Annotated in this window: 18 protein-coding genes and 1 pseudogene; 9 read left to right on the top strand and 10 right to left on the bottom strand. The window is 72.9% G+C overall.

The features are described 5' to 3' along the window. Window positions 1-280 precede the first annotated feature (280 nt). From rpsB to MF408_RS01295, 3 genes and pseudogenes are all read left to right on the top strand, one after another. Window positions 281-1,231, top strand: coding sequence for a 30S ribosomal protein S2 (rpsB, locus tag MF408_RS01305; protein ID WP_240249958.1), 951 nt, complete (start codon window positions 281-283; stop codon window positions 1,229-1,231). Window positions 1,232-1,290: 59 nt separating this feature from the next. Then, window positions 1,291-2,101: pseudogene (gene tsf / locus MF408_RS01300) on the top strand (translation elongation factor Ts). A 226-nt stretch (window positions 2,102-2,327) separates the two neighbouring features. Further along, window positions 2,328-3,539, top strand: coding sequence for an SPFH domain-containing protein (locus MF408_RS01295; RefSeq protein WP_240249957.1), 1,212 nt, complete (start codon window positions 2,328-2,330; stop codon window positions 3,537-3,539). On the opposite strand, the gene MF408_RS01290 is transcribed toward MF408_RS01295, so the two are convergent. Further along, entirely contained in the window at window positions 3,498-4,391 is an 894-nt protein-coding gene (locus MF408_RS01290; protein WP_240249956.1) for a hypothetical protein, read from the bottom strand. The genes MF408_RS01295 and MF408_RS01290 overlap by 42 nt on opposite strands. A gap of 76 nt (window positions 4,392-4,467) precedes the next feature. Between MF408_RS01290 and MF408_RS01285 the strand changes: the two genes are divergently transcribed. Genes MF408_RS01285 through MF408_RS26450 form a run of 6 tightly spaced genes read left to right on the top strand, consistent with a single transcriptional unit; the run spans window position 4,468 to window position 7,381 of the window. Continuing rightward, a complete protein-coding gene (locus tag MF408_RS01285; RefSeq protein WP_240249955.1) occupies window positions 4,468-4,794 on the top strand; it encodes a hypothetical protein in 327 nt (108 codons plus the stop codon). A 21-nt stretch (window positions 4,795-4,815) separates the two neighbouring features. After that, window positions 4,816-5,106 (top strand): hypothetical protein, encoded by a 291-nt coding sequence (locus MF408_RS01280; RefSeq protein ID WP_240249954.1) that lies wholly within the window; start codon window positions 4,816-4,818, stop codon window positions 5,104-5,106. 34 nt (window positions 5,107-5,140) lie between these two features. Continuing rightward, window positions 5,141-5,854 (top strand): UMP kinase, encoded by a 714-nt coding sequence (gene pyrH, locus MF408_RS01275; protein ID WP_240249953.1) that lies wholly within the window; start codon window positions 5,141-5,143, stop codon window positions 5,852-5,854. A 59-nt stretch (window positions 5,855-5,913) separates the two neighbouring features. Next, the gene (frr, locus tag MF408_RS01270) at window positions 5,914-6,468 is read left to right on the top strand and encodes a ribosome recycling factor (protein ID WP_240251575.1); all 555 of its coding nucleotides are present in this window, start codon (window positions 5,914-5,916) and stop codon (window positions 6,466-6,468) included. 26 nt (window positions 6,469-6,494) lie between these two features. Continuing rightward, a complete protein-coding gene (locus MF408_RS26455; RefSeq protein WP_345893823.1) occupies window positions 6,495-7,010 on the top strand; it encodes a phosphatidate cytidylyltransferase in 516 nt (171 codons plus the stop codon). Further along, window positions 7,007-7,381 carry a phosphatidate cytidylyltransferase gene (locus MF408_RS26450; protein WP_345893822.1) on the top strand — a complete coding sequence of 125 codons (375 nt, stop codon included), beginning with the start codon at window positions 7,007-7,009 and terminating at the stop codon, window positions 7,379-7,381. Before MF408_RS26455 ends, MF408_RS26450 begins: the two co-directional genes overlap by 4 nt. On the opposite strand, the gene MF408_RS01260 is transcribed toward MF408_RS26450, so the two are convergent. From MF408_RS01260 to MF408_RS01220, 9 genes are read right to left on the bottom strand one after another with little or no spacing between them, the layout of a single operon-like run. Beyond that, a complete protein-coding gene (locus tag MF408_RS01260; protein WP_240249952.1) occupies window positions 7,374-8,480 on the bottom strand; it encodes an MSMEG_0565 family glycosyltransferase in 1,107 nt (368 codons plus the stop codon). The two genes, MF408_RS26450 and MF408_RS01260, sit on opposite strands and share 8 nt — an antisense overlap. Beyond that, complete coding sequence (locus MF408_RS01255; protein ID WP_240249951.1) at window positions 8,477-9,358, bottom strand: carbon-nitrogen hydrolase family protein; 882 nt, start codon at window positions 9,356-9,358, stop codon at window positions 8,477-8,479. Before MF408_RS01255 ends, MF408_RS01260 begins: the two co-directional genes overlap by 4 nt. Before the next feature lie 5 nt (window positions 9,359-9,363). Continuing rightward, a complete protein-coding gene (locus tag MF408_RS01250) occupies window positions 9,364-10,692 on the bottom strand; it encodes an MSMEG_0569 family flavin-dependent oxidoreductase (RefSeq protein ID WP_240249950.1) in 1,329 nt (442 codons plus the stop codon). Next, entirely contained in the window at window positions 10,689-10,988 is a 300-nt protein-coding gene (locus MF408_RS01245) for an MSMEG_0570 family nitrogen starvation response protein (RefSeq protein WP_240249949.1), read from the bottom strand. Before MF408_RS01245 ends, MF408_RS01250 begins: the two co-directional genes overlap by 4 nt. Continuing rightward, window positions 10,981-11,640: a carbon-nitrogen hydrolase family protein gene (locus MF408_RS01240; RefSeq protein WP_240249948.1), complete on the bottom strand. Its 660-nt coding sequence runs from the start codon at window positions 11,638-11,640 to the stop codon at window positions 10,981-10,983. Before MF408_RS01240 ends, MF408_RS01245 begins: the two co-directional genes overlap by 8 nt. Before the next feature lie 29 nt (window positions 11,641-11,669). Then, complete coding sequence (locus MF408_RS01235; protein WP_345893821.1) at window positions 11,670-14,165, bottom strand: MSMEG_0568 family radical SAM protein; 2,496 nt, start codon at window positions 14,163-14,165, stop codon at window positions 11,670-11,672. A gap of 13 nt (window positions 14,166-14,178) precedes the next feature. Further along, a complete protein-coding gene (locus tag MF408_RS01230) occupies window positions 14,179-14,958 on the bottom strand; it encodes a hypothetical protein (protein WP_240249946.1) in 780 nt (259 codons plus the stop codon). Then, window positions 14,873-15,832 carry an amidohydrolase family protein gene (locus MF408_RS01225; RefSeq protein ID WP_240249945.1) on the bottom strand — a complete coding sequence of 320 codons (960 nt, stop codon included), beginning with the start codon at window positions 15,830-15,832 and terminating at the stop codon, window positions 14,873-14,875. Before MF408_RS01225 ends, MF408_RS01230 begins: the two co-directional genes overlap by 86 nt. 35 nt (window positions 15,833-15,867) lie before the next feature. Continuing rightward, a complete protein-coding gene (locus MF408_RS01220; protein ID WP_240249944.1) occupies window positions 15,868-17,199 on the bottom strand; it encodes a DUF6596 domain-containing protein in 1,332 nt (443 codons plus the stop codon). Window positions 17,200-17,207: the final 8 nt, after the last annotated feature.

The raw sequence follows: 17,207 nt of genomic DNA, 5'->3' as shown, positions 1-17,207 counted from the left end.
GCTCGACCGGCGCCGGCGACGGGCCCGGCGACCGGCCCCGCGGGTCTGTTCGACGACCTGCTACGGCGATTGGCCGCGGGGAGCCGTGGCCGGTAGCCTGGGAGCACCGGCTCCTCGGAGCCGGAATTCGCATGTCCGCAGACCACGACGGGGTCGCTCCGGCCCCGACCGCCCGTGGGCGACGGCTCTCAGTCCGTCCGGGCCCTGCAGCTGCAGGGTCCGACCGGTCGGGTCGCGCGTGGACATCAGGACCAACTGAGAACCTGACAAGGAGACCATCATGGCTGTCGTGACCATGCGCCAGCTCCTCGAGAGCGGCGTCCACTTCGGGCACCAGACCCGTCGCTGGAACCCCAAGATGAAGCGCTTCATCATGACGGAGCGCAACGGCATCTACATCATCGACCTGCAGCAGTCGCTGGCCTACATCGACCGCGCCTACGCGTTCGTCAAGGACACCGTGGCCCGGGGCGGGACGATCATGTTCGTCGGCACCAAGAAGCAGGCGCAGGAGGCGATCGCCGAGCAGGCGACCCGCGTCGGCATGCCCTACGTCAACCAGCGGTGGCTGGGCGGCATGCTCACCAACTTCTCGACCGTGCACCAGCGGATCAACCGCCTCAAGGAGCTCGACGACATCGACTTCGACGACGTCGCCGGCAGCGGCCGCACCAAGAAGGAGCTCCTGCAGATGAAGCGGGAGCGCGACAAGCTCAACAAGTCGCTGGGCGGCATCCGCGAGATGGGCCGTACGCCGGCCGCGGTCTGGATCGTCGACACCAACAAGGAGCACCTCGCCGTCGAGGAGGCCCGCAAGCTGCGGATCCCGATCATCGGCATCCTCGACTCCAACTGCGACCCCGACGTCGTCGACTTCCCGATCCCGGGCAACGACGACGCGATCCGTGCGGTCGGCCTGCTGACCCGCGTCGTCGCCGACGCCGTCGCCGAGGGCCTGATCGCCCGCTCCGGCGCCAAGGGCGGGGAGGCCGCCTCGCCGGCCGCCGAGGAGCCGCTGGCCGAGTGGGAGCGCGAGCTGCTGAGCGGCGAGGCCGAGACCGTCGCCGTGGAGGCGACCGGTGGTGACGCCGCGACCGACGAGCCGGCCTCCGAGGCCACCGGTGCGGGCACCGAGGCCGCCGCGGCCGACGAGGCCGCCGAGGCGACCACGGAGTCGTCCGAGGCGACCACGGCCGAGGCCGCCGACACCGAGGCCCCGGCCGAGGCCTGAGCGCCCGGCGTACGCCGCAATCCCACCCCACTTCCACACGTAGATCCGAGGGAGGATCCATGGCATTTACCGCTGCCGACGTCAAGCGGCTCCGCGAGCTGACCCAGGCCGGGATGATGGACTGCAAGAAGGCGCTCGACGAGACCGACGGCGACTTCGACAAGGCCGTCGAGCTGCTGCGCGTCAAGGGTGCCGCCAAGGCGGCCGCGCGCGCCGCCGAGCGGGAGGCGTCGGCCGGCCTGGTCGCCGCGTCCGGCAACGCCCTGGTGAGCCTGCGGGCCGAGACCGACTTCGTCGCCAAGAACGAGGCGTTCATCAGCACCGCCCAGGCCATCGCCGACGCTGCGGACGCCAACAAGACCGACGACCTCGACGCGCTGAAGGCCGTGTCGCTCGGCGACAAGACCGTCGGCGAGACGGTCGAGGAGCTGGCCCGCACCATCGGCGAGAAGATCGAGCTCGGTGAGGTCGCGTACTTCGAGGGCCGGACCGCGGTCTACCTCCACAAGAAGGCCACCGACTTGCCCCCCGAGCCTCGGCGTGCTCGTCGAGTACGAGGGTGACGAGGCGGCCGCCAAGCAGGCCGCCCAGCAGGCCGCCGCGCTCAAGGCGCAGTACCTGACGAGCGACCAGGTCCCCGCCGAGGTCGTCGAGGCCGAGAAGGACGTGCTGACCAAGAAGACGCTGGAGGAGGGCAAGCCGGAGGCTGCCGTCGCCAGGATCGTCGAGGGCCGCATCAACGCCTTCTTCAAGGAGATCGTGCTCCTCGACCAGGAGTCGGTGTTCGAGTCGAAGAAGTCGGTCCGGCAGGTCCTCGAGGCCGCCGGCACGACCGTCACGCGGTTCGCCCGCTTCGAGGTCGGCGCCTGAGCGCATCCGCGCGGCGCGGACGACCCCGCAGCACCGGTCCGGAGCCGGGTCCACGAGCAGACGCTCGGGGCCCGGCTCCGGCCGTGTGGCGACGGGGTTCCTCCCGGAGGAGGGTTTTCCGGTCCGGTCGCAGGGAATGCACCCACCTGCGCCCGGCGTCGACTAGCGTCGGGACGTCCGCCCGTGGTCACGCGGGCGCCCTGCACCAGGTGAAGGAGATCGGCAGATGGGACTCATCCAGGCCGCCGTCGGAGCGGTCGGCGGCACGCTCGGCGACCAGTGGCTCGACTTCTACGGGCTCCCCGACGGGTTGCCCCCGACGGCCGCGCTCTTCCCTGCGGTGCCGAAGGGCCGGAACGCCGGCCGGGGGAGCAACGACAGCGGCTCCGCCGGCATCATCACCAACGGCTCGAAGATCATCGTCCCCGAGGGCTACGGCCTGGTGCTCCTCGAGGACGGCGCGTTCACCGGCTTCGCGGCCGAGCCGGGTGCCTACATCTGGCAGTCCGACGAGCCGGCGTCGCAGTCGGTGTTCTCCGGCGGTGGCCTCGTCGACTCGATCGTCAAGCAGAGCTGGGAGCGGTTCAAGTTCGGCGGTCGTCCGTCCGCCCAGCAGACGGCGGTCTTCGTCGCGCTCAAGGAGCTGCCCAACAACCGGTTCGGCACCCAGTCGGAGATCTACTGGGACGACGCGTTCCTCAACACGCAGGTCGGGGCGATCACCCGCGGCACCTACACGCTGCGGATCGTCGACCCGCTCACCTTCATCCGCAACTTCGTGCCCGCCAACGTGATCAGCGGCCGGGCGGTCTTCGACTTCACCGACATCGACAACCCGGCCGGCGAGCAGCTGTTCAACGAGGTCGTGGGCTCCCTCGCCCCGGCGTTCTCGATGTACACGAACGACCCGGCGAAGGGGCAACCGGATCACGCGGCTCCAGCAGGACTCGATCGGCTTCGCCCAGTCGCTGTCCGCAGCCGTCGAGGCCAACTACCAGTGGCGGACCGACCGCGGCCTGGAGATCGTCAAGACCGCGATCATCTCGATCGAGTACGACGCCAACACCCGCGAGCTGCTCAAGAACGTCCAGCGCGCCGACGCGCTCTCCGGCTCGCGGGGCAACAGCAATCTCCAGGCGTCGGTGGCCGCCGGGCTCGAGGCGGCGGGCGAGAACGCCGGCCCCGGCGGCATCATCGGGATGGGCATGGCGACCGGCGGCCTCGGCGGACTGCAGCAGCCGGTGCAGCAGACCCCTCCGGCACCGCCGGCAGCCCCGGCCGCGCCGGCGGCCCCGGCGGCTCCGGCTGCGCCCGCGGAGCCGGCCGCGGAGGACCCGATGACCGTGCTCAAGCGCGCCAAGGAGATGCTCGACGCCGGCCTCATCACGCAGGCCGACTACGACGCGGCCAAGGCGAAGGCGCTCGGGCTCTGACATGACGCAGGATCCCGCGGGTCCGAAGGACCCGGTGTTCGACAGCCCTCCGCTGTCGCTGGAGGAAGGAGCTGGCCGCGGCCCGGGCGGAGCCCGAGCCCGGCCCGGACATCGACACCGTCAACGAGTCGCTGAGCGACGGGCTCAACCGCTGCCCCAAGTGCGGGTCGACCGACGTCCGGCTGCGCGGCTCGACCGGGCAGCTGGTCTGCCTGTTCTGCCGGCACGAGTGGCAGGAGGACCGCGTCGAGGAGGAGTTCGGCCTCGGCGAGGGCATCGACCAGCTCGAGGGCACGGTCATCGCCAGCGGGGCGCAGGACATCCAGGCCGACGTCGCCGACCAGCTGACCTTCAAGTGCGAGGCGTGCGGCGCGGAGGTGGTCGTCGACACCGCCCACTCGCTCAACGCGCGCTGCCACTGGTGCCGCCACACGCTGAACGTCAACCAGCAGGTCCCCAACGGCGCCGTCCCGGACGCCGTACTGCCGTTCCGGCTGACCAAGGACGAGGCGGTCGAGAAGATCCGCGAGTTCGCCTCCAAGCGCCGGCTGTTCGCGCTCGGCCGGTTCAAGAAGGAGTTCGTGCCGGAGAACGTCCTCGGCGTCTACCTGCCCTACCTGGTGGTCGACGCCCGTGCCGAGTCGCAGTACTGGGGCAAGGGCGAGGTGCAGACCCGGCGGTGGACCGAGAAGAGCGGCGACAACACCGTCACCTACTACGCCGCCGACGTCTACCAGCTCACGCGGCAGGTGGCGTTCACCGTCGACGACCTGACGCTCGAGGGATCCTCGGAGCGGGCGCAGTTCGGCCCCCGCCAACACCAACAACATCATCAACTCGATCCTCCCGTTCGACACCAAGAACGCCGTCCGCTGGAACGCCAGCTACCTGGTCGGGTTCACCAGCGAGAAGCGCGACCGCGACGTCTCGGGCGTGCAGCCGGTGCTCGAGGACCAGCTGCTCTCGATCGGCAGGTCGCAGGTGAGCGGCACGCTCGGGAAGTTCGGGCGCGGGGTGAGCTGGGAGCAGGAGAAGATCGACGTCGGCGGGTCCCGCTGGGTGTCGATGTACCTCCCGGTCTGGCTCTACTCCTACCGCCAGGAGAGCAGCGGCCTCCTGCACTACATCGCGGTCAACGGCCGCACCGGCGAGACCATGGGCAGCGTCCCGGTGGCGCAGTGGAAGCTGCTTTTGGCCGCGTTCACGGTCGGCACCTTCCTCGAGGGCATCGCCGGCGCGATCCTGGTGGGGGTGGCGTGATGCTCGACCTCGCACTGGCCCTTGCCGACGCGGCGACCCCGGTCGTCCAGGCCGCCGCCGGCGACGACGACGGGGGGCCTCCTGTGGCTGCTCGCCGCGGGTCCCGCGGGAGCGGTCGGCACCTACTGGGCGCTCTACCGCTACTACCGCAACACCGACAAGACCCACCACTACGAGCGGGACACCATCATCGAGGCGCAGCCGGTGCAGGGCAGCGAGGAGAAGATCGACCACATCTCCCGCACCCGCGACTCCGACATCGACGGCGACAACAGCCGCAAGCACCGCGAGCGGGTGCAGCGGATCCGTTGAGCGGCGGGGCGGAGCGCCCGGTAGGGTCGCCTGCGTGACGGGTTACGAACGGGTCCTGCTGAAGCTCTCGGGCGAGGTGTTCGGCGGTGGCCAGGTCGGCCTCGACCTGGACGTGATCAGCGCGCTGGCCCGCGAGATCGCCGACGTCGCCAAGAGCGGCGTCCAGGTCGCGATCGTCGTGGGTGGCGGCAACTTCTTCCGCGGCGCCGAGCTCCAGCAGCGCGGCATGGAGCGGGCCCGGGCCGACTACATGGGCATGCTCGGCACCGTCATGAACTGCTTGGCCCTGCAGGACATGATCGAGAAACAGGGCGTCGAGACCCGCGTCCAGACCGCGATCACCATGGGCCAGGTCGCCGAGCCCTACATCCCGCGCCGGGCGATCCGGCACATGGAGAAGGGGCGGGTCGTGATCTTCGGCGCGGGCGCCGGCATGCCGTTCTTCTCGACCGACACCGTCGCCGCCCAGCGGGCGCTGGAGACGCGGTGCGAGGTGATCCTGATGGGCAAGCAGGGGGTCGACGGCGTCTTCGACTCCGACCCCAAGCACAACCCCGACGCGGAGATGTTCCACGAGCTGACCTACGACGAGTACCTCGCGCGCGACCTCAAGGTCGCCGACGCGACGGCGATCAGCCTGGCCCGCGACAACAGCCTGGACATGGTGTTCTTCAACCTGTCCACCCCCGGGACCATCGCGCGAGCGGTCGCGGGTGAGAAGATCGGGACCAGGGTCGCCAACGCCTGACCCGCCGACCGGCGTCCGACCCCCAGCACATCCGAACCAGACGAGGTGAGCCCGCAGTGATCAACGACATCCTCAACGAGGCCGACTCCAAGATGGACAAGTCGGTCGCGGCGACCCGCGAGGAGTTCGCGACCATCCGGGCTGGCCGGGCGCACCCGAGCATGTTCGCCAAGATCATGGTCGACTACTACGGCAGCCCGACGCCGATCCAGCAGCTGGCGTCGTTCACGGCGCCCGAGGCCCGGATCATCATGATCCAGCCCTTCGACATGGGCGCGATGGCCGCGATCGAGAAGGCGATCCGCGACTCCGACCTGGGCGTCAACCCCGCCAACGACGGCAAGGTGCTGCGCTGCGTGTTCCCGGAGCTCACCGAGGAGCGCCGCAAGGAGTTCATCAAGCTGGCGCGCACCAAGGCCGAGGAGGGCAGGGTCGCCGTCCGCAACCTCCGCCGCACCGCCAAGCAGGCGCTGGAGAAGCTCGAGAAGGACGGCGAGGTCGGCCAGGACGACGTCACCGGCGCCGAGAAGCGGCTCGACGGCGTCACCAAGAAGCACACCGACGCGATCGACGAGCTGCTCAAGGGCAAGGAAGCCGAGCTCCTCGAGGTCTGACCGACCTCCTGGACGACGACACCTCGATGACCGACGACCGTACGCCGGCCGCGGTGCCCGAGCCCCCGAAGAAGGACCACGGACGGGCCGGCCGCGACCTGAAGGCGGCAGTGGGCTCCGCCGTCGTGCTGCTGGCGGCGGTGGGCGCCTCGCTGTACTTCTGGAAGCCGGCGTTCATGCTCATCGTCTGCGTCGCCGTCGTCGCGGCGGTGTGGGAGATGCGCCAGGGCCTGCTCGCCAAGGGCGTCGACCTGCCCGAGCAGCCCCTGATGGTCGGCGGTGTGGTGATGGTCGTCGTCGCCTACCTCGCCGGCGCCGAGGCGCTGGTGACCGCCACCGCCGTGACCGCGCTCGTGGTCATGCTGTGGCTGCTCCGCCGCGGCGTCGACGGCTACGTCAAGAACGCCACTGCGTCGGTGTTCACCCTCGTGTACCTGCCGTTCCTGGGGTCCTTCGTCGCGCTGATACTCGCCGAGGGCGGCATCGAGGGGGAGGGCTGGACGACGACGGTGTCGCCGGGATCCTCACCTTCGTCCTGGTGACGATCGCCTCCGACATCGGCGGCTACGTCGCCGGTGTGCTCTTCGGCAAGCACCCGATGGCGCCCGTCATCTCGCCGAAGAAGTCGTGGGAGGGCTTCGCCGGCTCGCTGGTCGCCACCGTGGCCGCGGGCTGGGCGCTGGTCGTGTTCCTGCTCGACGGGGCCTGGTGGATCGGCATCTGCCTCGGCCTGATCGCCGTCGTGATGGCGACGCTGGGCGACCTGTGCGAGTCGGTCATCAAGCGCGACCTCGGCATCAAGGACATGAGCCGGATCATCCCGGGCCACGGCGGGCTGATGGACCGGCTCGACTCGCTGCTCGCCACGATCGCCCCCATCTGGCTGCTGCTGCACTACGGCGTCTTCAGCTGACCCACGGCGCGCGGTCGTACAGGTCGAGGTGCGCACGTGCCGCGGCGTCCCAGGTGAAGGAGGCGGCCAGCCGGCGTCCGGCCTCCGGGTCCGGAGGCTGGTCGAGCACCTGGCCGAGCCGCCGGGTGATGTCGGCGACGGTGGCGGCGTAGCTGACCGCGTCGCCGAAGACCTCACGCAGCACGGGGAGGTCGCGTGCCACGACGGGCACGCCGGCCGCCAGCGCCTCCATGGCGGCGAGCCCGAACCCTTCCTTGGTGGAGACGAACCCCAGCGCCGCGGCGCCCGCCACGAGCGACGGTAGGTCCGGGTCGGGCACCGGGCCGAGGACGACCGGCTCGGCGCGGAGCCGTCGGGCCCGGTCGTCGAACGCGGCGCGGTAGGGCCGGTAGTCGAAGAGCGTCTCGCCGCCCCCGAAGACGAGGCGTACGTCGGCGAGGGCGGGCCGGTCGCGGGCCATGGCCGCGTGCGCCTCGAGGAGGTCGATGCTGCCCTTGCGCGGCTCGATCCCGCCGAGCGCCAGGACGTAGCGTCCCCCGACCCGTGACCGCCACCGCTCCTGGCCGCGACGGTCCTCGGCCGCGGTCGCGAACCGGGCGCCGTCGACCCCGTTGGGGATCACCGTCGGCCGTCGCCCCCAGCCCCGCTCGACCTCGTCGGCGACGGCGCCCGACACGCACACCAGGGCGGCCGGCCCCACCACGGCGCGCTCGTGGCACGCGACGAGCTCGGGCGTGCTGAACTGGTCGAGGTGGTGCACCGTGCGCAGACAGGGCAGCGCAGCATTGGCGCTGATGCAGTCCTGCGCGTGCACCACGTCGTAGGCCGCTCGCGCTGCGGCGAACGCCGCGCGCAGCACCGCGATCGACCGCACGATCCGCGCGCCCACCGGCTCGTCGGCGCGTGCCTCGAACGGGACCGCGTGCACGCCGACCCGCCGGTGGACCGGCCGGAAGAACGCGGTGTCGCCGCCGCGGCCGAGCGTCCACACGTCGACGTCGGCGCCGGCCCGGGCCATGGCCTCCGCGAGCGACAGCGTGTGCACGACACCGCCGCGGGGCTTCGTGGAGTAGGTCAGCAACGCGATCCGCACGGTCATGCCTCCGGGGCGGGCTGGTCGGCCCACCGGAGCGCCCGGTAGGCGGTCGGGGTGCGCTCCTCCAGGTGGTGGAGGACGCGACGGGCACGCGCGACCTCGCGGTCGACGTCGACCTCGGCCACGGCGAGACCGCCCTTGGCTGCGGTCCGGGCCAGGACGTCCCCGCCGGGACCGACCACCTTCGCCTGCCCGAGGAACCGGAGACCGCCCATCACACCGGTCTGGTTGGCCGAGACCCACACCACCTGGTTCTCGGCGGCGCGGGCGCAGTCGTAGAGGTCGAACAGCCGGGACTGCCGGTCCCGCGGCAGCCGCGAGGAGCGGTGGGTGACCGAGGCGGGCCAGGCGGAGAGGCACGCGATGACCTCCGCCCCGTCCAGGGCGAGGGACCGCGCGGACTCGGGGAAGGTCTTGTCGTAGTCGATGAGCATCCCCAGCCGACCGACCGGGGTGTCGAACGCGGCGAACGTGTCGCCGGCGGCGTAGACGACCGCCTCCCCGGCCGGCTGGTGGACCTTGCGGTGGCGGCCCAGCACGCCGGCCCCGCTGACGCACAGCGCGGTGTTGTGGAGACGGGGGAACCCGTCCACGAGCGTCTCCTCCGCGTAGCCGAAGCAGACGACCATCTCGCCGGCACGGCCGGCGAGCTCGACGATCCGCTGCACCTCGGCGGAGTCCTCGCTCAGGCCGGGCGGCAGCGACAGGGGGTCGGGATGGCGCAGGTCGGAGAGATAGCCACCGAGCGTGGCGTCGGGGAGCACCAGCAGCCGCACCCCCACCGCGGCGGCGTCCGCCACGATGCCCTCGATCTTGGCGAGGGCGCGGTGCACGTCGCGACCGAAGTGGGCCGCCACGGCGCCGATCCGCAGCGCGGTCACCGCCGCTACCCGACCCCGACCACGGCACGGTCGAGCAGGCCGGGAGAGCGGCGCCGGGCGAGGTCCGCGGCCGACTCGACCTCCCGGTCGCGGCGCCCGGTGATCATCCCGGCCACGTGCTCGGCGTCCGCCGCCACGCCCAAGAACCGGCCGGAGCCCCAGGTGTGCAGCCACGGCAGTCCGAGGAAGTACAGGCCGGGGACCGTCGTCGCCCCGCGGGCGTGGGTCGGCCGACCGCTCCCGTCGAACACGCCGGACCGGACCCAGCGGTGGTCGGCCCGGTAGCCGATCGCCCAGATCACGGCGGAGACGCCGGCGCGGGCGAGGTCGAGCGAGGTCGGCTCCTCACCCGGCTCCCAGACCGGCTGGTACGGCGGCGCCGGCGGCAGGGCGTCGGCACCGGTCCGCTCGATGTAGGAGTCGATGTCGCGGCAGATCGAGCGGTAGACGTCGTCGGCCGCGTCGAGCCGCTCCCGCGCCGTCGGCTGGAACGTCACGCGGCGGTCCCGGCCGGAGTCCAGCAGGCCGTGGAGCACCATGCCCTCGGCCGCGAACCGGCGCAGGTCGATGTCGCGACCCCCGTCGCGCCCGGTCACGTAGTGGTTGGTCTTCTCCCGGGCGGTCGCGCCGCCGGGGTACCGGGCGACGGCCGTGTCGTAGAGGCCCATCTCGGCGAGCCAGGTCATGCAGTCGCGCCCGCGGTGGAAACGGGCGACGCGCGGTGCGTCGCCGAGCGCCAGGTGCACCCGGCGACCGGCGAGGTGGAGGTCCTCAGCGATCTGCGCCCCGGACTGTCCGGAGCCGACGACGAGCACCGCTCCGGGCGGGAGCTGGTCCGCGTGCTTGTAGGCGGCGGAGTGGAGCTGGGTCACCGAGGGGTGGAGGGCCGCGGCCCAAGGAGGCACGATCGGGCGGTGGTAGCCGCCGGTGGCGACCACGACGTGGTCGGCCTGCCACCGCTCGGGGCCGTCCGTCCCCAGGGCATCGACCAGGAACCCGCCGCCGTCCCGCTCCGCCAGCGTGGTGACCCGGGTGTGCTCCCGGAGCGGCGGGCCGAAGCCGGGGGCGTAGCCCGCCAGCCAGGCCACCACCTCGTCGCGCGTCATGAAGCCGTCCGGGTCGGGACCGTCGTACTCGTAGCCGGGCAGTCGGCAGTGCCAGTTGGGCGTGACGAGCGTGAAGCCGTCCCAGCGGGTGTCGGCCCACTCGTGACCGGCGGTCGCCGCCTCGAGGACGGCGTGGTCGACGCCGTCCCGGACGAGGAACCAGCTGGTGGCGAGCCCGGCCTGCCCGCCGCCGACCACCACCACGGACGTGCGGCGCGCCGGGGTCACGAGCCCGCCTCCGGGAGCGGCGGGTGCAGCCGTAGGACGGTGACGACCGCGTTCGGCGGGAAGGACGCGGCCCGCCGCTCGACGTGCTCCCGCGTGGCCGCCGCCGACGTGCATGCGAAGCCGTACCGGGCGCGGACCCGCTCGCCGGCCTCGTCCAGGGCGGCTGTCGCCCGGCGCCGGAACTCCGCGACGGCGTACCGGCCGACGGTGAGGTGGTCGTGGACGACCAGCGAGGGGGAGTAGCAGTCGTCGACCTCGCCGTCGGGCCACCGCACCGTGAACGTCATCTCAGGCATGCGCGACCGCCTCGTCGAGGCCGGCACCCGAACCGGTGGGGTGTGGCCAGGTGGGGTAGAGGTCGGGACGCCGGTCGCCCAGGTAGAACATCGAACGACGCGCCGCCGCGAGGTCGGCCTCGACGTCGACGCGCGCCACCGCCAACCCGGCGCCGACGCCCGTCGTCGCGCGCACCTCGCCGCCGGGTCCGACGACCTTGGCGTTGCCGACGAAACGGAGACGGCCGAAGCTGCCGGTCTGGTTGGCGGCGACCCAGACGACCTGGTTCTCCAGTGCCCGGGCCTGGTCGAGGATGTTGAACCGGTGCGTCCAACGGTCGTCGGCGAGGTCGGCGGCGGTCGCCGTCCGGGAGGCCGGCCAGGCGGAGATGCACGCGATCGTGGTCGCGCCGTCGAGCGCCAACGTGCGCGCGGCCTCGGGGAACGTCTTGTCGTAGCAGATCAGGAGGCCCACCCGGCCGGCCGGCGTGTCGAAGGCACGAAGGGCGTCGCCGGCGGCGTAGTAGAGGCTCTCGCCGAGCGGCTGGTGCACCTTGCGATAGACACCGTGGACCCCGTCCCCGGAGACGAGCGCGGCGCTGTTGTAGCGCCGGCGGCCGTCGGACTCGCAGAAGCCCACGGCGACGGTCATGTCCCGTGCCAGCTCGGCCACCCGCTGCAGCTCGGGACCGTCGACGTCGATTACCGGGGGAGCGAGTCGGGCTCGTCGCCGTGGCGGCCGTCCCGGCCGCTGCCGAGCGTGGAGAGGTAGCCGCCGAGGGCGGCCTCGGGAAGGGCGAGCAGGCCGACGCCCCGGGCTCGGGCGTGGTGCACGTGCTCGGCGACGGAGGCCAGGGCGGTGTCGAGATCGCGGTCGAAACGGGCGGCGACGGCGGCGACGGCGCTGCCGGTCATGCCGAGGTCCTTCCCGCCGGACCGAGACCGGTGACGCCCGCGGACACCGCCTCGGTGAGCCTGCCGTCGGGCCAGCGGAGGTGGACCCCGGCTCCGGGGACCAGCTCGCCGCACACGGCGGTGGTGAGGAAGCCCGGTACGGGCGGTGCCGGAGCCCGGCCGGCCGGTTCGGTCGTGACGAGGGCGAACCCCGGGAAGCACGTCAGCCAGTCGCCGGCGCCGGCGGCGATGGGTCGCGGCACGGACGCCACGTCGAGCACCGCACCGCACCCCGAGGCCTCCGCGAGTATCCCGGTGGTGCCCAGGAGGCCGCTCATCGAGACGTCCTTGGCGGCCGTCGGCCGCAGCGCCGGCACGACGCCGGGGAGTTGCCGCAGCTCGTCGCGCGAGCGCCGGGTGGAGGAGTCCCACTTGCGCGGCGCTGTAGCCCGGGCGCCAGGAGCCGCCGAGGTCGGCTGTCACGCGCACGACCTCGCCGGGTGTGCCGCCCCCGCCGGGGACCGGGCTCTCCGCCCGGCCGACGGCGGTGACGGTGAGCGAGGCCGGTACGCCGAGCTGGGTGTGGCCACCGAGCACCGGCACGTCGAACGCCTCGGAGGCCGAGCGCAACCCCTGGAGGACGCGCCGCGCGAAGCTGGCGTCGCGGGCGCCCAGCGCGTCGAGCAGACCGACCGGCGTGGCACCCATCGCCACCAGGTCGTTGACGTTGACGAGCACGGCGCACCATCCCGCCCACTCCGGGTCGCGCTCGACCATGCTCGGCAGCACGGCGTCGCAGGCGGCCACCACGTCGGTCCCCGGCACCGGGGCCCCGTCGTCGCCGAGGAAGCCGTCGTGGTGGGGCAGCAGGCTGCCGACCAGCGGTCCGAGCACGGCCTTCGTCCGGTCGACCAGGCGCTGGACGCGGCCGACCGGCCACTCGACCAGGACGTGCTCGGCGTCGTGGAGCACGATCCGCTCGCGGGGCACCCACCCGAGCCGGGTGAACATCCGCTCGTTGCGGGCCTGGACCGTGGCGTCGAACCGGAGCGCTCCCGCCTGCTCGGCGGCCGCGCACGCGGCGCGGACCAGGGTGGCGCCGACGCCCATCAGCATCCTGGCGCCACGGCCCACGACGAGCCGGCTCCCGCGCCACCAGCCGAGGTCGGGCCCGGTCATCGGGTGGATCCTGACCCCGCCGAGGACCTCGCCGCCGGGCGCACGGGCCAGCAGGACGCGGGTGCGCGGGTCGTCGTCGACGGCGTCGTGGTCGGAGCCCTCGAACAGGTGCTGCTCGTCGACGAACACCTCGCGGCGCAGCCGGTGGTAGGCCGCCAGGTCGGCGGGTGACTCCGCGACGGTGACGGTCAGACCGGTCCCGGCCGCGGCCCGTCGCGGCCCCCCGAGCAGGACCACCTCCTCGAGCAGCCCGGTCACGACGCCGCCCTCCCGGTCGCCGCAGGCGCTGCCGAGGGCGGAGCACGCCCCGCACGCCGCGCAGCCGGCTGCCTGGTCCGTGCCCCACATGCCGGCCCGGCGGAGCGCCGCGGCGACCCGGCTGGTGACGTCGTGGACGACGTCGCGCGACGGTGCGGGCACACCGTCCACCTCCTTCGCCAGGGTGCCGGCGAGTGGCCGGTAGGGGACCACGAACGGGTAGACGCCCATCGAGATCAGCTCCTCACAGCCCCGGACCAGCTCGTCGGGGTCCTCGCCGAGACCGACGAGCACGTACGTCGACACCTGGTTCCACCCGAAGACGCGGACCGCCTCCGCCCACGCGGCGCGGTAGTCGCTCATCGGCACCGAGCCCTTGCCGGGCATCCACCGCCGCCGCACCTGGTCGTCGAGGGACTCCACATGGATCCCGATGGACCCGGCTCCGGCGTCGTGCAGCTCGCGGATCGATGCCAGGTCGCCCGGGGGCTCGAGCTGCACCTGGATCGGCAACCCGGGCACGGCGTCGCGGACGGCGCGCACGCAGCGGGCGAGGTGGGTGGCGCCGCGGTCGCGGCCGGTCGACGTACCCGTCGTCATCACCATCTGCCGGACACCGTCGAGGTCGACCGCGGCCCGGGCCACCTCGGCCAGCATCGCGGGTGTCTTCACCGCGACCGTGGTGCCTTGGCGCAGCGACTCCTCGATCGCGCAGAACCGGCAGCGCTCGGCCTCGTCGTACCGTGAGCAGGTCTGGACGACGGTCGTCGCGAGCACGTCGGCGGCGTGGAGCCGGGCGATCTTCTCGTAGGACACGCCATCGGCGGTGGAGAGGTCGTAGAACCGTGGCCGTGCCACCGCCTCCACCCCGACGCCGGTGTCAGCGCCGTCCAGGAGCAGTCGGCCGCCCCCGCACGGTGTAGGGACTGCGCGGGTTGAGAGGAACCGCGGCACCGACGCCGTCGAGCAGCAGGTGCCCGTCGTCGCTCGGCCCCGCGCCTGACCGGCGGGCGACGGGCGCGTCCAACAGGCGGATGCCCTGGATGGCGACGTCGACCCGGCGGCCGGCCGCCTCGGGAGCACTCATGACGACCCGGCCGCTCAGAGGTTGTAGGTCGAGTTGATGATCGCGCCCTTGCGGGCGTAGTAGATGACGGCGTCCTGGACGTCGAGCGGGTGCGTCGGCACCACCCCCGCGATCAGGTCCTCCTCGCGGAGGCCGTGCAACGCCATGCCGAACCGGCAGCAGTAGACCGTCCCTCCCTCGGCGACGAAGGTCTCGATCGCACCGTTGGCGTTGAGCTCGCCGGGGAAGCCGGCATCGCCGGTCGTCGGGAAGCCGCGGGTGGCCATGCAGGCGAGGGTGCCGGGGCCGTAGAAGTAGATCGCGGACTCGAAGCCCCTTCCGAAGCGCGCGGGTCGCCTGGAGGATCGCGACGAAGCTCACCGAGGACTCGTGCGGGACGCCGTGGACGAGCGTGAAGTAGGCCTCGCCCGCCTCGGCCTGGAAGTCGGGGAAGACCTTGGTGGAGCCGTAGAGGTTGGTGCCCTTCGCGAGCGAGGGATGGGGGATCTCACCCATCGACTTCGCCATGTTCTCCTTGATCAGCGCGTCGATCTCGGCGTCGGTGGGCGTGGTGGTGGTCTCGGTGGTGGTCATGGCGTGCTCCTCGGTGTGCTGCGGTCGGTTGGTGAGGCGGGAGGCTGGTCAGGTTCCGTAGAGGTCCTCGAAGTTCCCTCGGAAGAGCGCGGACGTCAGCGCGGGGTCGTCGGTGGCGGCAGCGAGCCGGGCGTGCTCGCCGGCGTGGTCGCCCCCACGGGCTGTCGGTGGCGAAGAGCACCCGGTCGTGGCCGATCCCTCGACGCTGGACCTCCCGGCAGAGCCAGGTCGGCGCGAAGCCGATCGCCCAGCTGGTGTCGGTGTAGACCTTCAGGCCGCGTTCGATCCAGTCGAAGAACCGGCCCCCGACGAGTTTGAGGTGGCCACTCATCCCGCCCCCGAGGTGGACGAGGTGGATCCGGGTCGTCGCGCCGTACCGCTCGACGAGCCGGCCCACCTGGTCGACGTCGGATGCCGCTCCCGGGGAGGTGTGCACATGGACCACCAGGTCGAGCGCGGCCGCGGTGCTGAAGATCCGCTCCAGCTCCGCCGCGCAGTCGGGGTCGTCGACGCCGCCGCCGAGGAGGAAGCTGGTCTTGAGGGCGGCCACGCCCTCCTCGCCGGCGAGCGCCAGGGCGGCGTCGTTCCGAGCGGCGTCCGATGCCTTCGGCGACACCCAGAGCCCGCACCGGACCCGGTCGTCCTTCTGCGCCGCCTCGAGCGCCAGGTGGTTGAGCGCGAAGGCGACGTCGGGGTCGGGCACGCCGTAGTTGGGCAGCACCAGGGCGCGCTCCGTGCCTTCGCGGTCGAGGTCGGCGAACAGCTGCCCCACCGACTCGCGAGCGGTGGTGTCGGGGTTGACGGGCGGTCCGCCGTAGAACCCGTACGCCGGCAGCCGGCCGATGTGGCGGTGCGCGTCGTGGGAGCGGGTCATGCCGAGGAGTCCACCGTCCTGGCGTTTCCGGTTGGTTACCGCCGGAACACGGTGCGCGACGCGGACCGTAAGTTCGCCGTTAACCGAGAGCGGCGCGCTTGGCGGACAGCAGCCGGCGCTCGCTCTCGTTGCCGCACAGCTCGACGGCACGCGCCAACTCGGCCCGGGCCTCGTCGGTGCGCCCCAGCCGGCTGAGCAGCTCGCCGCGAACGCTGGGGAGCAGGTGGCTCTCCCGCGAGGGAGCCCGCGGCTGCCAGCCCGTCCACGATCGCCAGGGCCGGTCGCGGACCGTCGGCCATCGAGACCGCCACGGCCCGGTTGAGGTCGACGACCGGTGACGGGGCGATGCGGCCGAGGGCGTCGTAGAGCAGGACGACCCGGTCCCAGTCGGTGGCCGCCACCGACGGCGCCACGGCGTGGCACTCCGCGATCGCCGCCTGCAGGCCGTAGGGCCCCAGGCCCCGGCCGGTGCCCGCGGCTCGGGCGAGGGCCGCCCGCCCGCGCCGGATCGCGGACCGGTCCCACCGCCGCCGGTCCTGGTCCTCGAGCAGCACCGGAGCGCCGTCCGGGGCGGTGCGCGCGGGGAAGCGGCTGGCCGTCAGCTCCATCAGCGCGAGCAGGCCGTGCACCTCGGCCTCGCCGGGCACCAGGTTGGCCAGCACCCGGCCCAGGCGCAGTGCCTCGTGGGCCAGGTCGGGACGCAGCCAGTCCTCGCCGGTGGCAGCCGTGGAGCCCTCGGTGAAGACGAGGTAGACCACGTTGAGCACCGACGCCAGCCGGTCGTGCCGCTCGGCGGCCGGGGGGACCTCGAACGACACCCGGGCCGCGGCCAGGGTCTTCTTCGCACGCGTGATCCGCGCCTGCACCGTCGCGGTCGGCACCAGGAACGCCCGCGCGATCGCGTCGCTCGAGAGGCCGGCCACCACCCGCAGCGTCAGCGCCACTCGCGCCTCCCTCGACAGCACCGGGTGGCAGGCGGTGAACACCAGCGCCAGCACGTCGTCGTCGATCTGGTCGGGATCCCACAGGAGGTCCGGGGCGGCGGCGGTGTCCGGCGGGGGAGCGCCGGTCACCACGCCGCCCTCCTCCAGGCCGTGCGCGAGCGCGGCGTACCGCTCGTCGAGGGCCGACCGCCGACGGAAGCCGTCGATCGCTCGCCGCCGCGCCACCGTGAGGAGCCATCCGACGGGGCGGTCGGGCACGCCGTCGCGCGGCCAGGTGACCAGCGCCTCGGCGAGGGCCTCCTGGGCGAGGTCCTCGGCGAGCGCGAGGTCGCCCGCATACCGCGCGAGCGCGCCCACGATGCGGGCCGACTCCATCCGCCAGACCGCCTCGACCTCGCGCCGCGCCTCCCGACCGCCGGTCACCGGACCGC

The organism is Nocardioides sp. TF02-7, from assembly GCF_022437945.1.
GTDB lineage: Bacteria > Actinomycetota > Actinomycetes > Propionibacteriales > Nocardioidaceae > Nocardioides.
Note: the sequence above shows the minus strand (reverse complement) of the source record. Positions and strands in the feature narration are given on the sequence as shown.

Bases quoted from the DNA above. Each gene is read 5' to 3' on its own strand.
- MF408_RS26455 (WP_345893823.1), top strand. From the start codon at position 6,495: ATGACCGACGACCGTACGCCGGCCGCGGTGCCCGAGCCCCCGAAGAAG.
- MF408_RS01225 (WP_240249945.1), bottom strand. From the start codon at position 15,832: ATGACCCGCTCCCACGACGCGCACCGCCACATCGGCCGGCTGCCGGCG.
- MF408_RS01260 (WP_240249952.1), bottom strand. From the start codon at position 8,480: ATGACCGTGCGGATCGCGTTGCTGACCTACTCCACGAAGCCCCGCGGC.
- MF408_RS01245 (WP_240249949.1), bottom strand. From the start codon at position 10,988: ATGCCTGAGATGACGTTCACGGTGCGGTGGCCCGACGGCGAGGTCGAC.
- MF408_RS01230 (WP_240249946.1), bottom strand. From the start codon at position 14,958: ATGACCACCACCGAGACCACCACCACGCCCACCGACGCCGAGATCGAC.
- rpsB (WP_240249958.1), top strand. From the start codon at position 281: ATGGCTGTCGTGACCATGCGCCAGCTCCTCGAGAGCGGCGTCCACTTC.
- MF408_RS01295 (WP_240249957.1), top strand. From the start codon at position 2,328: ATGGGACTCATCCAGGCCGCCGTCGGAGCGGTCGGCGGCACGCTCGGC.